Source organism: Psychrobacillus sp. FSL H8-0510 (assembly GCF_038008345.1).
In the GTDB taxonomy this organism is placed as follows: Bacteria; Bacillota; Bacilli; order Bacillales_A; family Planococcaceae; genus Psychrobacillus; species Psychrobacillus psychrotolerans.
This window is the reverse complement of sequence record NZ_JBBOYZ010000001.1, coordinates 2,601,894-2,617,341: the sequence shown is the minus strand read 5'-3', so window position 1 is coordinate 2,617,341 and position 15,448 is coordinate 2,601,894. Positions and strand designations below refer to the sequence as shown.

Below are 15,448 nucleotides of genomic sequence, written 5' to 3'. Positions count from 1 at the left end.
TTTTAAATAGATTCTACATCTACCGATTCGATAAATTTTTGTTTTTTAATGGTAGCGTAAAATTCTGCAGTATTTTTCTTAGTGATTATTGATAACCTCATATTCATTTCATGTTTAATTGTATTATTGTCTAAAGTGACGTCTTTAATGCGAATACTTTCTATATAAACACCGCTTCCTTGTAAATAGTCATATACTTTGGGAATGCTTTCTGGATTTCTTACCACAACTGTTAGAGATAGCTCCTTGGATCTCAGCCGTTTTGGACCTACTTTTGTGAGAAGGGGAGGGATTAACTCAATTCCTATTATTACAATAATTACACTAAGAGCGGATTCCATATAAAATCCAGCACCTACAGCTATACCAATTCCGCCAGCTCCCCAAATCATAGCTGCGGTTGTTAAACCAGTTATAGTATCATTACCTTTACGGAGTATAACTCCTGCACCGAGAAAACCTATACCGCTTACTATTTGTGCTGCTAAACGCAAAGGATCCATTGTAATATTAATAGCATCATTCGGAATGGCGGTGTAAGCTGCTTCTATTGATATATAAGTAAGGAGACAACTAAATGTTGCAATCACTATACTTGTCTTTAATCCAATAGGTTTCTTTTTTAGTTCCCTTTCTATACCTATTATTAAACTTAATAATGCAGCAAAGATTAATTTAAATGTAATTTCAGTATAATCATCCAAGTAGTTTACCCATTCCATCGATAACTCCTCCTTTATTCTTTAGGGGTTGAAGATATTTTACAAATCGATTTAATCTAAGAAGGACATTAAATATGGAGATCTGTAGAGTGATAATTTATACTTAAGGTGGATGCACTTGAAACTAAAAGCATAGTAGTAGATTGGGAGATTTCTTGTTATCTTCTATTATAAGTATAGAAGATGTTAAAATAAAGTTCTGACGTATGTATCAATTTCTAACTTATTTCATTATTGCTTTAGAGTGATCTCTATTAGTCAAACTAATATTTGAAATCACGCTGATTGAATTTGCTATATAGGTTTGGAAGTCTTTTATAACCGAAATAAGAAGGCTAGATTTCTCATGAGTTATTCTGGAAGAACTTATTAAGTGATTGTAAGAGCGCAACAATTCAAGAGTTTAATAGATATTAAAGTTTTTTTCACATAAAGGGTTGCTTTTTCGTTCTAGACGATGTATATTAATACTTGTCCTTCGGAACGAGATACAAACAACTTAAAAAAGTTTAAAAAAAGTGTTTGACATCAAATCTGAAATAAGTTATACTAATAAAGTCGTCAAAACGACGCGAACAACATGAACATTGAAAACTGAACATGCAAAACGTTAAGGAACATAGCTTTCAACTAACTTGTTAGGGTGATAGCAAAACAATTTTGGACATCATTTAATGATGATGCCAGCAAAACAAAATGAGCTTTTAAACTAGTTCTAATTTGTTCGCTTTCAATGTGCTCTGCATACTGGAACTGAACTATTATGGAGAGTTTGATCCTGGCTCAGGACGAACGCTGGCGGCATGCCTAATACATGCAAGTCGAGCGAATGACGAAGAAGCTTGCTTCTTCTGATTTAGCGGCGGACGGGTGAGTAACACGTGGGCAACCTGCCCTGTAGATTGGGATAACTCCGGGAAACCGGGGCTAATACCGAATAATCCATTTCCTCACATGGGGAGATGTTAAAAGACGGTTTCGGCTGTCACTACAGGATGGGCCCGCGGCGCATTAGCTAGTTGGTGAGGTAACGGCTCACCAAGGCGACGATGCGTAGCCGACCTGAGAGGGTGATCGGCCACACTGGGACTGAGACACGGCCCAGACTCCTACGGGAGGCAGCAGTAGGGAATCTTCCACAATGGACGAAAGTCTGATGGAGCAATGCCGCGTGAGTGAAGAAGGTTTTCGGATCGTAAAACTCTGTTGTGAGGGAAGAACAAGTATGAGAGTAACTGCTCGTACCTTGACGGTACCTCATTAGAAAGCCACGGCTAACTACGTGCCAGCAGCCGCGGTAATACGTAGGTGGCAAGCGTTGTCCGGAATTATTGGGCGTAAAGCGCGCGCAGGCGGTCCTTTAAGTCTGATGTGAAATCCCACGGCTCAACCGTGGAAGGTCATTGGAAACTGGGGGACTTGAGTACAGAAGAGGAAAGCGGAATTCCAAGTGTAGCGGTGAAATGCGTAGAGATTTGGAGGAACACCAGTGGCGAAGGCGGCTTTCTGGTCTGTAACTGACGCTGAGGCGCGAAAGCGTGGGGAGCAAACAGGATTAGATACCCTGGTAGTCCACGCCGTAAACGATGAGTGCTAAGTGTTAGGGGGTTTCCGCCCCTTAGTGCTGCAGCTAACGCATTAAGCACTCCGCCTGGGGAGTACGGTCGCAAGACTGAAACTCAAAGGAATTGACGGGGGCCCGCACAAGCGGTGGAGCATGTGGTTTAATTCGAAGCAACGCGAAGAACCTTACCAGGTCTTGACATCCCGCTGACCGGCCTAGAGATAGGCTTTTCCCTTCGGGGACAGCGGTGACAGGTGGTGCATGGTTGTCGTCAGCTCGTGTCGTGAGATGTTGGGTTAAGTCCCGCAACGAGCGCAACCCTTGATCTTAGTTGCCAGCATTTAGTTGGGCACTCTAAGGTGACTGCCGGTGATAAACCGGAGGAAGGTGGGGATGACGTCAAATCATCATGCCCCTTATGACCTGGGCTACACACGTGCTACAATGGACGGTACAGAGGGTCGCAACCCCGCGAGGGTGAGCAAATCCCATAAAACCGTTCTCAGTTCGGATTGTAGGCTGCAACTCGCCTACATGAAGCCGGAATCGCTAGTAATCGTGGATCAGCATGCCACGGTGAATACGTTCCCGGGCCTTGTACACACCGCCCGTCACACCACGAGAGTTTGTAACACCCGAAGTCGGTGGGGTAACCCTTACGGGAGCCAGCCGCCGAAGGTGGGACAGATGATTGGGGTGAAGTCGTAACAAGGTAGCCGTATCGGAAGGTGCGGCTGGATCACCTCCTTTCTAAGGATAATATCGGAATACGAATCTTTATTCGTATCTTAACGTTTTGCAGTTCAGTTTTGAATGTTCATTTTATATGAAGATTCAACTCTTGTTCTTTGAAAACTGGATAAAACGACATTGAAACAATAAACAACAAGAAATTCTGTTGTGATTATTTACGTAATCACGACGTGTAAGACTTTTTAACTTTTAGGTTAAGTTAATAAGGGCGCACGGTGAATGCCTTGGCACTAGGAGTCGACGAAGGACGGCACTAACACCGATATGCTTCGGGGAGCTGTAAGTGAGCTTTGATCCGGAGATTTCCGAATGGGGAAACCCACTGTTCGTAATGGAGCAGTACATTTGCGTGAATACATAGCGCATCTGAGACACACCCAGGGAACTGAAACATCTAAGTACCTGGAGGAAGAGAAAGAAAATTCGATTCCCTGAGTAGCGGCGAGCGAAACGGGAATAGCCCAAACCAAAAGGCTTGCCTTTTGGGGTTGTAGGACACTCTACATAGAGTTACAAAGGAATGAGTTAGACGAAGCGATCTGGAAAGGTCCGCAGGATAGGGTAAAAGCCCCGTAGTCTAAAATTCATTCTCTCTTGAGTGTATCCTGAGTACGGCGGAACACGTGAAATTCCGTCGGAATCTGGGAGGACCATCTCCCAAGGCTAAATACTACCTAGTGACCGATAGTGAACCAGTACCGTGAGGGAAAGGTGAAAAGCACCCCGGAAGGGGAGTGAAATAGATCCTGAAACCGTGTGCCTACAAGTAGTTAGAGCCCGTTAATGGGTGATAGCGTGCCTTTTGTAGAATGAACCGGCGAGTTACGATCCCATGCAAGGTTAAGTCGAGAAGACGGAGCCGCAGCGAAAGCGAGTCTGAATAGGGCGAATGAGTATGTGGTCGTAGACCCGAAACCAGGTGATCTACCCATGTCCAGGATGAAGGTAAGGTAACACTTACTGGAGGTCCGAACCCACGCACGTTGAAAAGTGCGGGGATGAGGTGTGGGTAGCGGAGAAATTCCAATCGAACCTGGAGATAGCTGGTTCTCTCCGAAATAGCTTTAGGGCTAGCCTCAAACGTTAGAATCTTGGAGGTAGAGCACTGTTTGGACTAGGGGCCCATCCCGGGTTACCGAATTCAGACAAACTCCGAATGCCAATGATTTATGTTTGGGAGTCAGACTGCGAGTGATAAGATCCGTAGTCAAGAGGGAAACAGCCCAGACCACCAGCTAAGGTCCCAAAGTATTTGTTAAGTGGAAAAGGATGTGGCGTTGCTTAGACAACCAGGATGTTGGCTTAGAAGCAGCCATCATTTAAAGAGTGCGTAATAGCTCACTGGTCGAGTGACGCTGCGCCGAAAATGTATCGGGGCTAAACAAATCACCGAAGCTGTGGATTGATACCTTTGGTATCAGTGGTAGGAGAGCGTTCTAAGGGCGTTGAAGTCAGACCGGAAGGACTGGTGGAGCGCTTAGAAGTGAGAATGCCGGTATGAGTAGCGAAAGACGGGTGAGAATCCCGTCCACCGTATGACTAAGGTTTCCTGAGGAAGGCTCGTCCGCTCAGGGTTAGTCGGGACCTAAGCCGAGGCCGATAGGCGTAGGCGATGGATAACAGGTTGATATTCCTGTACCACCAAACCACCGTTTGAGTAATGGGGGGACGCAGAAGGATAGGGTAAGCATGCTGTTGGTTATGCATGTCCAAGCAGTAAGGTGTGAATGTAGGCAAATCCGCATTCTTTAACATTGAGCTGTGATGGCGAGGACGTATGTCTAGAGTTCCTGATTTCACACTGCCAAGAAAAGCCTCTAGCGAGGTGAAAGGTGCCCGTACCGCAAACCGACACAGGTAGTCGAGGAGAGAATCCTAAGGTGAGCGAGAGAACTCTCGTTAAGGAACTCGGCAAAATGACCCCGTAACTTCGGGAGAAGGGGTGCTCTTTTGGGTTCATAGCCTAGAAGAGCCGCAGTGAATAGGCCCAGGCGACTGTTTAGCAAAAACACAGGTCTATGCAAAACCGTAAGGTGAAGTATATGGGCTGACGCCTGCCCGGTGCTGGAAGGTTAAGAGGAGTGCTTAGCGCAAGCGAAGGTGCGAATTGAAGCCCCAGTAAACGGCGGCCGTAACTATAACGGTCCTAAGGTAGCGAAATTCCTTGTCGGGTAAGTTCCGACCCGCACGAAAGGCGTAACGATCTGGGCACTGTCTCAACGAGAGACTCGGTGAAATTATAGTACCTGTGAAGATGCAGGTTACCCGCGACAGGACGGAAAGACCCCGTGGAGCTTTACTATAGCTTGATATTGAATTTTGGTGCAACTTGTACAGGATAGGCAGGAGCCTTAGAGCCCGGAGCGCCAGCTTCGGAGGAGGCGTCGGTGGGATACTGCCCTGGTTGTATTGAAATTCTAACCCATACCCGTAACCCGGGTAGGAGACAGTGTCAGGCGGGTAGTTTGACTGGGGCGGTCGCCTCCTAAAGTGTAACGGAGGCGCCCAAAGGTTCCCTCAGAATGGTTGGAAATCATTCGAAGAGTGTAAAGGCAGAAGGGAGCTTGACTGCGAGACCTACAAGTCGAGCAGGGTCGAAAGACGGGCTTAGTGATCCGGTGGTTCCGCATGGAAGGGCCATCGCTCAACGGATAAAAGCTACCCCGGGGATAACAGGCTTATCTCCCCCAAGAGTCCACATCGACGGGGAGGTTTGGCACCTCGATGTCGGCTCATCGCATCCTGGGGCTGTAGTCGGTCCCAAGGGTTGGGCTGTTCGCCCATTAAAGCGGTACGCGAGCTGGGTTCAGAACGTCGTGAGACAGTTCGGTCCCTATCCGTCGTGGGCGTAGGAAATTTGAGAGGAGCTGTCCTTAGTACGAGAGGACCGGGATGGACACACCGCTGGTGTACCAGTTGTTCTGCCAAGAGCATCGCTGGGTAGCTATGTGTGGACGGGATAAGTGCTGAAAGCATCTAAGCACGAAGCCCCCCTCAAGATGAGATTTCCCATTACGCAAGTAAGTAAGATCCCTCAAAGACGATGAGGTAGATAGGTTCGGGGTGGAAGCGTGGCGACACGTGCAGCTGACGAATACTAATCGATCGAGGACTTAACCAAATTTGTTTAACGTAACAATGTCGTTTATCCAGTTTTGAAAGAATAAAATTTTTTTAAAATAACTCTTGTAATATTCTACAGAGTTGGTATAATAAAACTTGTCTTTCAATAATTATTCAAGTCTAGTGATGATGGCGAAGAGGTCACACCCGTTCCCATACCGAACACGGAAGTTAAGCTCTTCAGCGCCGATGGTAGTTGGGGGGTTCCCCCTGTGAGAGTAGGACGTCGCTGGGCTTGCAATAAATACATAACTTACCCAGGAGGATTAGCTCAGCTGGGAGAGCATCTGCCTTACAAGCAGAGGGTCGGCGGTTCGAGCCCGTCATCCTCCACCATATATTTACTCCTGCCGGAGTAGCTCAACTGGTAGAGCAACTGACTTGTAATCAGTAGGTTGAGGGTTCAAGTCCTTTCTCCGGCACCATTTTCCGAGCCATTAGCTCAGTTGGTAGAGCATCTGACTTTTAATCAGAGGGTCGTAGGTTCGAATCCTACATGGCTCATCACTTTTTCAGTGAATTATGTATGCGGGTGTGGCGGAACTGGCAGACGCACTAGACTTAGGATCTAGCGCCGCAAGGCGTGGGGGTTCGACTCCCTTCACCCGCACCATTTAATTTAATAACCGAGCGGAAGTAGTTCAGTGGTAGAACACCACCTTGCCAAGGTGGGGGTCGCGAGTTCGAACCTCGTCTTCCGCTCCAAAGATTCACTAAAGTGCCGGGGTGGCGGAACTGGCAGACGCACAGGACTTAAAATCCTGCGGTAGGTGACTACCGTACCGGTTCGATTCCGGTCCTCGGCACCACTTTTTTGAAACATTGCGCTCGTAGCTCAATTGGATAGAGCACTTGACTACGAATCAAGAGGTTGCAGGTTCGAGTCCTGCCGAGCGCACCATATAACGGGAAGTAGCTCAGCTTGGTAGAGCACTTGGTTTGGGACCAAGGGGTCGCAGGTTCGAATCCTGTCTTCCCGACCAGTTATTATTTATGGGGCCTTAGCTCAGCTGGGAGAGCGCCTGCCTTGCACGCAGGAGGTCAGCGGTTCGATCCCGCTAGGCTCCACCATTTATAAAATTAGTTTGAAAATCATGGCGGTGTAGCTCAGTTGGCTAGAGCACTCGGTTCATACCCGAAAGGTCGTGGGTTCGACTCCCTCTGCCGCCATCTTAAGGACCTTTAGCTCAGTTGGTTAGAGCAGACGGCTCATAACCGTCCGGTCGCAGGTTCGAGTCCTGCAAGGTCCACCAACAATGTCTTGGAGGAATACCCAAGTTCGGCTGAAGGGATCGGTCTTGAAAACCGACAGGCGGGTCATACCGCGCGGGGGTTCGAATCCCTCTTCCTCCTCCATTTTTATCTTATTGTTTGTGGAAGTAATAATAATCCTTAAGTATTTTATTGTCGCGGGGTGGAGCAGTGGTAGCTCGTCGGGCTCATAACCCGAAGGTCGCAGGTTCAAATCCTGTCCCCGCAACCAAATGGTCCCGTGGTGTAGCGGTTAACATGCCTGCCTGTCACGCAGGAGATCGCCGGTTCGATCCCGGTCGGGACCGCCATTTATTTAATAATATTAATACATATCAATTGTAAATATAGCCTAAACAATTAGCTTTTATTTTAAGATTGAAGAGGCTCAGTAGCTCAGTCGGTAGAGCAAAGGACTGAAAATCCTTGTGTCGGCGGTTCGATTCCGTCCTGAGCCACCATTTAATGCGGGTGTAGTTTAGTGGTAAAACCTCAGCCTTCCAAGCTGATGATGAGAGTTCGATTCTCTTCACCCGCTCCAAAATAATGGGCCTATAGCTCAGCTGGTTAGAGCGCACGCCTGATAAGCGTGAGGTCGATGGTTCGAGTCCATTTAGGCCCACCATTATTCCGAAGTAGCTCAGTGGTAGAGCAATCGACTGTTAATCGATTGGTCGTAGGTTCGAGTCCTACCTTCGGAGCCATATATGGGGAAGTACTCAAGTGGCTGAAGAGGCGCCCCTGCTAAGGGTGTAGGTCGGGCAACCGGCGCGAGGGTTCAAATCCCTCCTTCTCCGCCATATATTGGCCCCTTGGTCAAGCGGTTAAGACACCGCCCTTTCACGGCGGTAACACGGGTTCGAATCCCGTAGGGGTCATACTCAAAAAAAGGTAACCAATCATTGGTTACCTTTTTTTATGTTTAACTTTTATTTTATTCCTTTCCCTTTTTCTATGTATGGAAAGGTCAGTCAATAGAATGTATACAACATAATGACCAGTGATACCGCATGAATAATGAACCTAAGGTTATATTTATAGTGGTTTTAAAATATGATATAATTTCCAATGAAGGGAGAGGTTATAGTTGTTTCAAAAATTTAGTAAAGTTATGCTCATACTTGTACTAGCGGTAGGCTTCACAAGCTTAGGTAACATGCAAGCAGACGCAGCTACAAACAAAGTTATGTGGGGAAAAACAGAGTTAAAACAAGGGCAAATAGGTAAAGTAACAATTCTTGCAGACACGAATTTAGTTAAAGTTGGCTCCAATGGATCACTTAATAAAGTACGCACACTAAAAAAAGGTGATGAATATAGAGTCTATACGTATAAGGGAACAAATGGTGGCTTATATGGAGTAGGGGCAAGTAGTTTCGTACAAAAAGGTTCTAAAGTGAAATATGAAACTCCATCTAAAAGTAAGCTAGCTTTGCTTAATAAAGAAGTAATTGGTGGGCTAACTCCAAAAGCAGGGATGAAGCTTGTTTATTCTCCAAGCTTTACTGAAAATACACAAAATGAATTTACTGTTAGTGATTCCTATAATTCTGAATACGATGTGACGGAAGCTTTTTTAATGAAGAAAGGTAATTCCCTAAATAGTTTTACTTATATTGAACATAAAGATCGTTTAATATTTGGGGTAGGTCATACAGATTGGGCCATACTTGATATTGCTTTTCCATTGATTGAAGGAAAAACAACGAAAGAATATTATTTAACAGAGGACAACAGTCAAGCTTTTTATAATGTAAATGTGGAAAGTACTACTAGTACGGTTAAAGTAAAAGCCGGAACATTCCAAAACGTGGTAGTTGTTCGCACAAACTATGGCTACACGTTCTATATCGCACCTGGAATCGGAATTATCAAGCTTGTCGATAAAAAAGGTGTACTTAAAGCAGAGTTATTATCCTATAAATAAGAAAAAAACCAGAGTGCTAGCTTTTTACTAGCATTCTGGTTTTTTAAAATATTATAAATAATAGCCAATCAATAGACCTAAGCCTAAAAGGAATACAAAAATCGTATTCGTAAGAGCGGTGTCTTTCATAGCAGGCGCAACTTTAACTGGATTTTCTGTTTGTTTAAATAATTTTATCGCATGTATAGGTTTTTTTAAACTCAATAAAACTAATAAACTCCATGGAGTTATTATTTGCAAAACTACTAAACCTATAATCCATAGGTAAGACAAAACAAAATAGGAAGCTAGAATTGTAATTGCTGTTTTCCGACCAACTAATATAGCCATCGTTTTTCGTCCGCCTATTGTGTCTTCTACTAAATCGCGAATATTATTAGATAGCATGATTGCTGCTACTAGCAGAGCACTTGGTACAGATAAAAATACAGCGAATAAAGGCACTGAACCTACTTGAATATAAACTGCAATTAAAACAATAAGCATCCCCATAAATAACCCACTGAAAAGCTCACCAAAGGGAGTACTAGAAATAGGGTAAGGTCCCCCAGTATAGAAATATCCCACTGCCATAGAAATTGCACCGACTATTAATAATAGCCAAGAACTTTCATAACAAATATAGATACCTAATATAGCAGCTATTACATATAGCAATAGAGCTAGTTGCATTACCGTTTTGGGTTTTACACCATTCCTAACAATTGCCCCACCAATACCGACCGATTCCTCGCTATCGAGACCTCGTACAAAATCATAATACTCATTAAACATATTTGTAGCAGCTTGTATCAGTAGACAAGCTAATAACATAGCAATAAACAATAGCCAATCAATATTTGCCTCGTATAGGGCAATCATTGTACCAAGAAAAACTGGTGCAAATGAGGCAGTTAGGGTATGTGGTCTTGTCAGTTTCCACCATACGCGCCAGCCCTTGTCAGCTTGAAATTCGTGTGACATATTTTTTCTCTCCTTTAAAAGAATCCAATATCAATTTTAACATAAATTTATAGCTAAATGTGTGCTGAAATGTGTAGAAAGATGTATGATTAAAGGTAGAGTAAATTAGTTAACCTAGATAAAAGAGTAGTTACTAAACGGAGGTCATATTTATGCCGAAAACCACCGGTACCATTAATACAAAATACCGTTTTTATACGGAAACAATAGAAGTATCAAGATTATCTGCACAAGCTTTTTTTGAAGCAGGGGATGAATTATATAAAGGGAAACGTTATTTTTGGCAAAACAAAGAGAAGACATTGACCTTAGTAGGATTGGGACATGCTCATACTATTACAAATAACTTAGAAGATAATAGATATAAGGATATTGATACAAAATGGAAGGAACTTTGCCAGTCATCATTAAAGGAAAAAGCGGATGTATCTCCTATCCTATTTGGCGGGTTTGCTTTCGATCCAAAAAACAAGATTTCTTCGGAATGGGATACATTTCCTTCTGCATTCTTTGTCGTGTCTACGTTTCAGCTAGTTATCCAACATGATCAGGCATTCGTGAACATTCACTATATTACGGACGAAGCAAAGAGTACGGAAACGTTTGAACTGTTACGTATAGAAAGAGATGCGTTAATACACACTGCTCAAGTAAAAGAGTTAAGGGTACATGAAAAACCGTCCTTGATCAAACGAGAAGACCGGTTGAAGAACGAGTATTTACATGCTGTAGAGGATGTAACGAAGAGAATTCGAAAAGATGAAGTCCAAAAAGTAGTTATAGCTAGATCACTTAAACTGACATTTGCTGATACTTTCTCACCAGCAACAGCAATATATAATGCTTCCATGGAGCAACCTGAAAGTTATCTATTTGGATTAGAAAATGGAGAGAAAATCTTTTTTGGTGCAACACCAGAGCGACTTGTTAAAGTAGAAAATGACAAAGCCCAATCTGCTGGACTTGCCGGTTCTACGAGAAGAGGAAAGCATTCTCTTGAGGATAAAGAGCTTGGAGAGGCATTATTATCAGATCCCAAAAATTTAGGTGAGCATAAATATGTAGTGGAAATGATTAAAAAAGTATTCATGCAATATTGTGAAGACGTCAAAGTACCCACTAGACCAAAGCTTATGAAAATTAGAGATATTCAGCATTTATATTCTCCGATTGAAGGAAGTCTGAAAAAGAATTCATCGCTTTTTGAGCTAGTACAGGCTTTACATCCTACTCCAGCACTAGGTGGGGAGCCACGCCAGGATGCGATTAAGATTATTCGCGAATCGGAACAGATGAATCGTGGGTATTATGCTGCTCCAATTGGCTGGATAAACGCTGAAGGAGACGGGGAGTTCGCTGTTGGAATACGTTCTGCTTTAGTAGAAAATGAACACGCCTATTTATATGCAGGTGGCGGAATCGTTGCCGAATCATCCTCCATAGAGGAATTTGAAGAAACACGAGTGAAGTTCCGTCCAATGCTTCGAACACTTGGAGGAAATATGAATGACTAACATCGAGTATTTAACATCTTATGTAAATCACTTTGTAGAAACAATTAGACAGGCAGGTGTTCAGGACATAGTGATGTGTCCTGGTTCACGGTCTACTCCTCTGGCATATGCATTTGCCAAAAGTGAGGGTTTTCAATTTTATAGACAAATAGATGAACGTTCCGCCGGTTACTTTGCTCTTGGCATTGCGAAAGCTAAGAAAATTCCAGTTGTGCTTTTATGTACTTCTGGAACCGCTGCTGCAAACTTTTTTCCAGCTATTGTAGAAGCGTATTATGCTCGTATACCGCTATTAGTTGTTACAGCTGATCGTCCACATGAACTTAGAGAAGTGGGAGCACCTCAAGCAATAGACCAGCTTCATCTATATGGAAAGCATGTTAAATGGGCAGTAGACTTTCCTCTACCGGAATCAGAAGCAAATTTAGCGTTTGTAGAGCGTCATATTCAGCGTGCAGTGTCTACTTCCAAAACTGCTCCGATGGGACCTGTTCATATTAACGTACCATTCCGTGAGCCGTTATTACTTGATATGGAACAGCCTTTACCAACAATGAACATACATGTACCCGAGATTGGAAAGTTGGCACCAAGTGAAGAATTTTTAATGTGGTATAAAGATTTGCTTCAAAATGAAGTAAGAGGCATATTTATCGTAGGAGATTCTATTCAAACTACTGATGGTTTTTGGGAATTTGCAAAAATGGTACAATGGCCAGTTCTTGTTGATCCGTTATCGAATTTACGCACATCTATACCTGCGGATTGCATGGATTTATGTATTGATCAATACGATGCCATTCTGAAAAACAAGTCCTTTCAAGAGATGGCTGTTCCAAATGTCGTAATTCGTTTTGGAGCACAACCAGTTTCTAAACCACTTATGCTTTATTTAAAAGAGTGTAAGCCTACGGTATTTATGGTTGTCGACGAAAGTCCACTTTTCCGTGATTCACTTCATATTGCTACGCATCATGTACAAGTGGATGCTGAATCACTATGGCTAAAAACAGATACAAAGTCTTCTTCTACATACACGGATTGCTGGACTCAAGCAAATAATATAGCGACTGCTCATGTGAACAGCTATATGGAGCATGAAACAGATGAAGGTGCATTAGCAGGTTTGTTGTTTGAAGCACTACCAGATAAGTCATATTTATTTGCTAGTAGTAGTATGCCAATACGAGACCTTGATACCTTTTTCAATAAAACCACAAAGGATATTCAACTCTACGCAAACAGAGGAACGAATGGAATAGACGGGGTAGTTTCTTCCGCATTTGGAGTTCAAGCAGCACTAAATCGTCCTGGTTATTTATTGATTGGAGATTTAGCGTTTTTACATGATCTGAATGGTTTGATAGTTAGTCGGTTCCACCATTCTGATATGACAATTATTGTTATGAATAATGACGGCGGAGGAATTTTCTCTTATCTCCCTCAATCTACAGAAACCAATTATTTTGAGCATTTATTTGGTACTCCGACAGGTTTAGAGTTTTCCAATATAGCCACTATGTATAATGCTCAGTACAATGCAGTTCACTCGAAGGAAGATTTTAAAGAAGCTTTAGCCGAGGAAAAGACGAAGGATATTCGTATTATCGAAGTATTCACGAATAGACAAGTAAATACAGAGACACATCGAAAATTATGGGCTGCGATTTCGAAGGAGCTGGATTCGGTTTGGAAAGTATAACAGTCAATATCCGAGGAATTGATATTCATAGCAACAGATATAATAAGGGTGCAAAAGAAAAAATTGTTTTTTTGCATGGATTTACGGGGTCTACACATAGTTGGGATGAAGTAATTTCACATCTACCCAGTACATTTGATCTCCTTGCAATTGATCTTATAGGACATGGGGGGACTTCTAAACCTATGGATTCAGGTCGTTATTCAGCAGAGGAGCAGATAAAAGATTTTCATGCACTATTTCAACAGCTTCAGTGGAATAATTTTACGCTTGTTGGTTATTCAATGGGTGGTAGGTTAGCTCTAGCCTATGCAAGTCAGTACACTGTAAAAAGACTAATTCTAGAAAGTAGTTCTCCCGGACTTATAGATATAGAAGAACGCACCAATAGAAAACAATCCGATGAGCAGCTTGCTAATCGAATATTGGAAGAAGGGCTTGTATCTTTTGTAGATTTTTGGGAAAGAATACCTTTGTTTCAATCCCAAAGAAAGTTATCCTTGGAGAAACAGCAGGTTATACGACAAGAGCGACTAGCAGGGACTGAAATTGGGTTGGCAAATAGTTTACGTGGATTTGGCACTGGAGTGCAACCTTCTTATTGGGAAAAGCTTGATGAGGTTGTTACACCTACATTTTTAATAACAGGCGAGTTAGATGAAAAATTTAGTAATCTTGCGAAAAAGATGAAAAACTACTTTCCAAACGCGGCCCATACAGAAGTTAGGAATGTAGGCCATGCAATTCATGTGGAAAATCCTGAATTGTTTGCTACAATAGTAAAGGATATTATTTTAAAGGAGGATGTAAGATGACTCGTGAATGGACAACATTACATACATATGAAGATATTAAGTATGAGTTTTTTAACGGAATTGCTAAAGTAACTATTAACCGTCCTGAGGTGCGTAATGCATTTCGCCCTAAAACAGTAATGGAAATGATTGACGCATTTTCTCGTGCTCGTGACGATAAAAATGTAGGTGTCATTATTTTAACAGGTGAAGGTGAGCATGCATTCTGTTCAGGCGGAGACCAAAAAGTACGTGGACATGGTGGATACGTTGGAGAAGACGAGATTCCACGCTTAAACGTACTAGACTTACAACGCCTAATCCGTGTAATACCTAAACCGGTTGTCGCAATGGTAGCTGGTTATGCAATTGGTGGCGGACATGTTTTACATGTTGTTTGTGATTTAACAATTGCAGCGGACAATGCTAGATTTGGACAAACTGGTCCTAAGGTTGGATCATTTGATGCTGGTTATGGTTCTGGCTATTTGGCACGTATTATTGGACATAAAAAAGCGCGTGAAATTTGGTATTTATGTCGTCAATACGATGCACAGCAAGCTCTTGATATGGGCTTAGTCAATACAGTAGTTCCATATAAACAGTTAGAGGATGAAACTGTTCAGTGGTGTTCAGAAATGCTAGAAATGAGTCCAACAGCACTTCGCTTCTTAAAAGCTGCGATGAATGCAGATACGGATGGTTTAGCAGGGCTTCAACAATTAGCAGGTGACGCAACATTGCTTTACTATACAACGGATGAAGCCAAAGAAGGCCGAGATGCATTTAAAGAAAAACGCAAACCAGATTTCGGGCAATTCCCACGTTTCCCGTGATTAGTGAATGACGAGTACAAAAAAGCTATCCTTTATGGGATAGCTTTTTTACTAGATAAGCAAGTATATAAAAATACAGCATAAACAATTTTTTTACAGAACTATTAAGAAAGAGTAATACTACTGATTTCCGTTATATGTGGACGCTTTCCGCGGGCGAGTCGAGCCTCCTCAGTCAGGCGCTCCGCTTCTTCCCTGCGGGGTCTCAACTTTCTCGCTTATCCCGCTGGAGTCGCCACATTTCACTACAATCAATTAAGTGAGTAGTACTCCACGATAATATTGACCATAGTCTTTCG

The 15,448-nt window shown here is 43.0% G+C and carries 7 protein-coding genes, 20 tRNA genes and 3 rRNA genes; 28 read left to right on the top strand and 2 right to left on the bottom strand.

Annotation, left to right across the window (positions count from 1 at the left end; all coding sequences use genetic code 11):
- Window positions 1-2: 2 nt before the first annotated feature.
- Window positions 3-722 carry an MgtC/SapB family protein gene (locus MHI40_RS13285; RefSeq protein ID WP_093537815.1) on the bottom strand — a complete coding sequence of 240 codons (720 nt, stop codon included), beginning with the start codon at window positions 720-722 and terminating at the stop codon, window positions 3-5.
- 760 nt (window positions 723-1,482) lie between these two features.
- On the opposite strand from MHI40_RS13285, the gene MHI40_RS13280 reads away from it, so the two are divergent.
- The 24 genes from MHI40_RS13280 to MHI40_RS13165 all read left to right on the top strand — a co-directional run bounded on the left by MHI40_RS13280 (window position 1,483) and on the right by MHI40_RS13165 (window position 9,340).
- Window positions 1,483-3,036: ribosomal RNA gene (locus tag MHI40_RS13280) — 16S ribosomal RNA — on the top strand.
- 195 nt (window positions 3,037-3,231) lie between these two features.
- Window positions 3,232-6,160: ribosomal RNA gene (locus MHI40_RS13275) — 23S ribosomal RNA — on the top strand.
- 121 nt (window positions 6,161-6,281) lie between these two features.
- A 5S ribosomal RNA gene (rrf, locus tag MHI40_RS13270) occupies window positions 6,282-6,397 on the top strand.
- Together the 16S, 23S and 5S rRNA genes with 20 tRNA genes alongside form the textbook arrangement of a ribosomal RNA operon.
- 25 nt (window positions 6,398-6,422) lie before the next feature.
- Window positions 6,423-6,498, top strand: a tRNA-Val gene (locus MHI40_RS13265).
- 13 nt (window positions 6,499-6,511) lie between these two features.
- Window positions 6,512-6,587 (top strand) — tRNA-Thr (locus MHI40_RS13260).
- Window positions 6,588-6,593: 6 nt separating this feature from the next.
- Window positions 6,594-6,666, top strand: a tRNA-Lys gene (locus MHI40_RS13255).
- A gap of 24 nt (window positions 6,667-6,690) precedes the next feature.
- Window positions 6,691-6,775, top strand: a tRNA-Leu gene (locus MHI40_RS13250).
- A gap of 17 nt (window positions 6,776-6,792) precedes the next feature.
- Window positions 6,793-6,867: transfer RNA gene (locus tag MHI40_RS13245), tRNA-Gly, on the top strand.
- A 15-nt stretch (window positions 6,868-6,882) separates the two neighbouring features.
- Window positions 6,883-6,971, top strand: a tRNA-Leu gene (locus MHI40_RS13240).
- Between the two features lie 15 nt (window positions 6,972-6,986).
- Window positions 6,987-7,063: transfer RNA gene (locus tag MHI40_RS13235), tRNA-Arg, on the top strand.
- 5 nt (window positions 7,064-7,068) lie between these two features.
- Window positions 7,069-7,145 (top strand) — tRNA-Pro (locus tag MHI40_RS13230).
- Between the two features lie 12 nt (window positions 7,146-7,157).
- Window positions 7,158-7,233 (top strand) — tRNA-Ala (locus MHI40_RS13225).
- A gap of 25 nt (window positions 7,234-7,258) precedes the next feature.
- Window positions 7,259-7,332 (top strand) — tRNA-Met (locus MHI40_RS13220).
- Window positions 7,333-7,338: 6 nt separating this feature from the next.
- Window positions 7,339-7,415: transfer RNA gene (locus MHI40_RS13215), tRNA-Ile, on the top strand.
- Window positions 7,416-7,425: 10 nt separating this feature from the next.
- Window positions 7,426-7,518 (top strand) — tRNA-Ser (locus MHI40_RS13210).
- A 52-nt stretch (window positions 7,519-7,570) separates the two neighbouring features.
- A tRNA-Met gene (locus MHI40_RS13205) sits at window positions 7,571-7,645 on the top strand.
- A 3-nt stretch (window positions 7,646-7,648) separates the two neighbouring features.
- Window positions 7,649-7,724, top strand: a tRNA-Asp gene (locus tag MHI40_RS13200).
- 74 nt (window positions 7,725-7,798) lie between these two features.
- Window positions 7,799-7,874 (top strand) — tRNA-Phe (locus tag MHI40_RS13195).
- A gap of 6 nt (window positions 7,875-7,880) precedes the next feature.
- A tRNA-Gly gene (locus MHI40_RS13190) sits at window positions 7,881-7,954 on the top strand.
- A gap of 7 nt (window positions 7,955-7,961) precedes the next feature.
- Window positions 7,962-8,038, top strand: a tRNA-Ile gene (locus MHI40_RS13185).
- A gap of 4 nt (window positions 8,039-8,042) precedes the next feature.
- Window positions 8,043-8,117, top strand: a tRNA-Asn gene (locus MHI40_RS13180).
- A 5-nt stretch (window positions 8,118-8,122) separates the two neighbouring features.
- Window positions 8,123-8,213, top strand: a tRNA-Ser gene (locus MHI40_RS13175).
- Between the two features lie 6 nt (window positions 8,214-8,219).
- Window positions 8,220-8,291, top strand: a tRNA-Glu gene (locus MHI40_RS13170).
- Window positions 8,292-8,500: 209 nt separating this feature from the next.
- Complete coding sequence (locus MHI40_RS13165) at window positions 8,501-9,340, top strand: hypothetical protein (RefSeq protein WP_340763026.1); 840 nt, start codon at window positions 8,501-8,503, stop codon at window positions 9,338-9,340.
- A 51-nt stretch (window positions 9,341-9,391) separates the two neighbouring features.
- Here MHI40_RS13165 and MHI40_RS13160 read toward each other — a convergent pair whose 3' ends face one another.
- Entirely contained in the window at window positions 9,392-10,303 is a 912-nt protein-coding gene (locus MHI40_RS13160) for a 1,4-dihydroxy-2-naphthoate polyprenyltransferase (protein WP_340763024.1), read from the bottom strand.
- Between the two features lie 152 nt (window positions 10,304-10,455).
- On the opposite strand from MHI40_RS13160, the gene MHI40_RS13155 reads away from it, so the two are divergent.
- From MHI40_RS13155 to menB, 4 genes are read left to right on the top strand one after another with little or no spacing between them, the layout of a single operon-like run.
- Window positions 10,456-11,817, top strand: coding sequence for an isochorismate synthase (locus MHI40_RS13155; protein ID WP_340763023.1), 1,362 nt, complete (start codon window positions 10,456-10,458; stop codon window positions 11,815-11,817).
- Complete coding sequence (menD, locus tag MHI40_RS13150) at window positions 11,810-13,519, top strand: 2-succinyl-5-enolpyruvyl-6-hydroxy-3-cyclohexene-1-carboxylic-acid synthase (RefSeq protein WP_340763021.1); 1,710 nt, start codon at window positions 11,810-11,812, stop codon at window positions 13,517-13,519. The genes MHI40_RS13155 and menD overlap by 8 nt, the downstream gene beginning before the upstream one ends.
- On the top strand, window positions 13,507-14,334 hold the full coding sequence (gene menH, locus MHI40_RS13145) for a 2-succinyl-6-hydroxy-2,4-cyclohexadiene-1-carboxylate synthase (protein WP_340763020.1): 828 nt from the start codon (window positions 13,507-13,509) through the stop codon (window positions 14,332-14,334). Before menD ends, menH begins: the two co-directional genes overlap by 13 nt.
- The gene (gene menB, locus MHI40_RS13140; protein ID WP_340763019.1) at window positions 14,331-15,149 is read left to right on the top strand and encodes a 1,4-dihydroxy-2-naphthoyl-CoA synthase; all 819 of its coding nucleotides are present in this window, start codon (window positions 14,331-14,333) and stop codon (window positions 15,147-15,149) included. Before menH ends, menB begins: the two co-directional genes overlap by 4 nt.
- Window positions 15,150-15,448 lie beyond the last annotated feature (299 nt).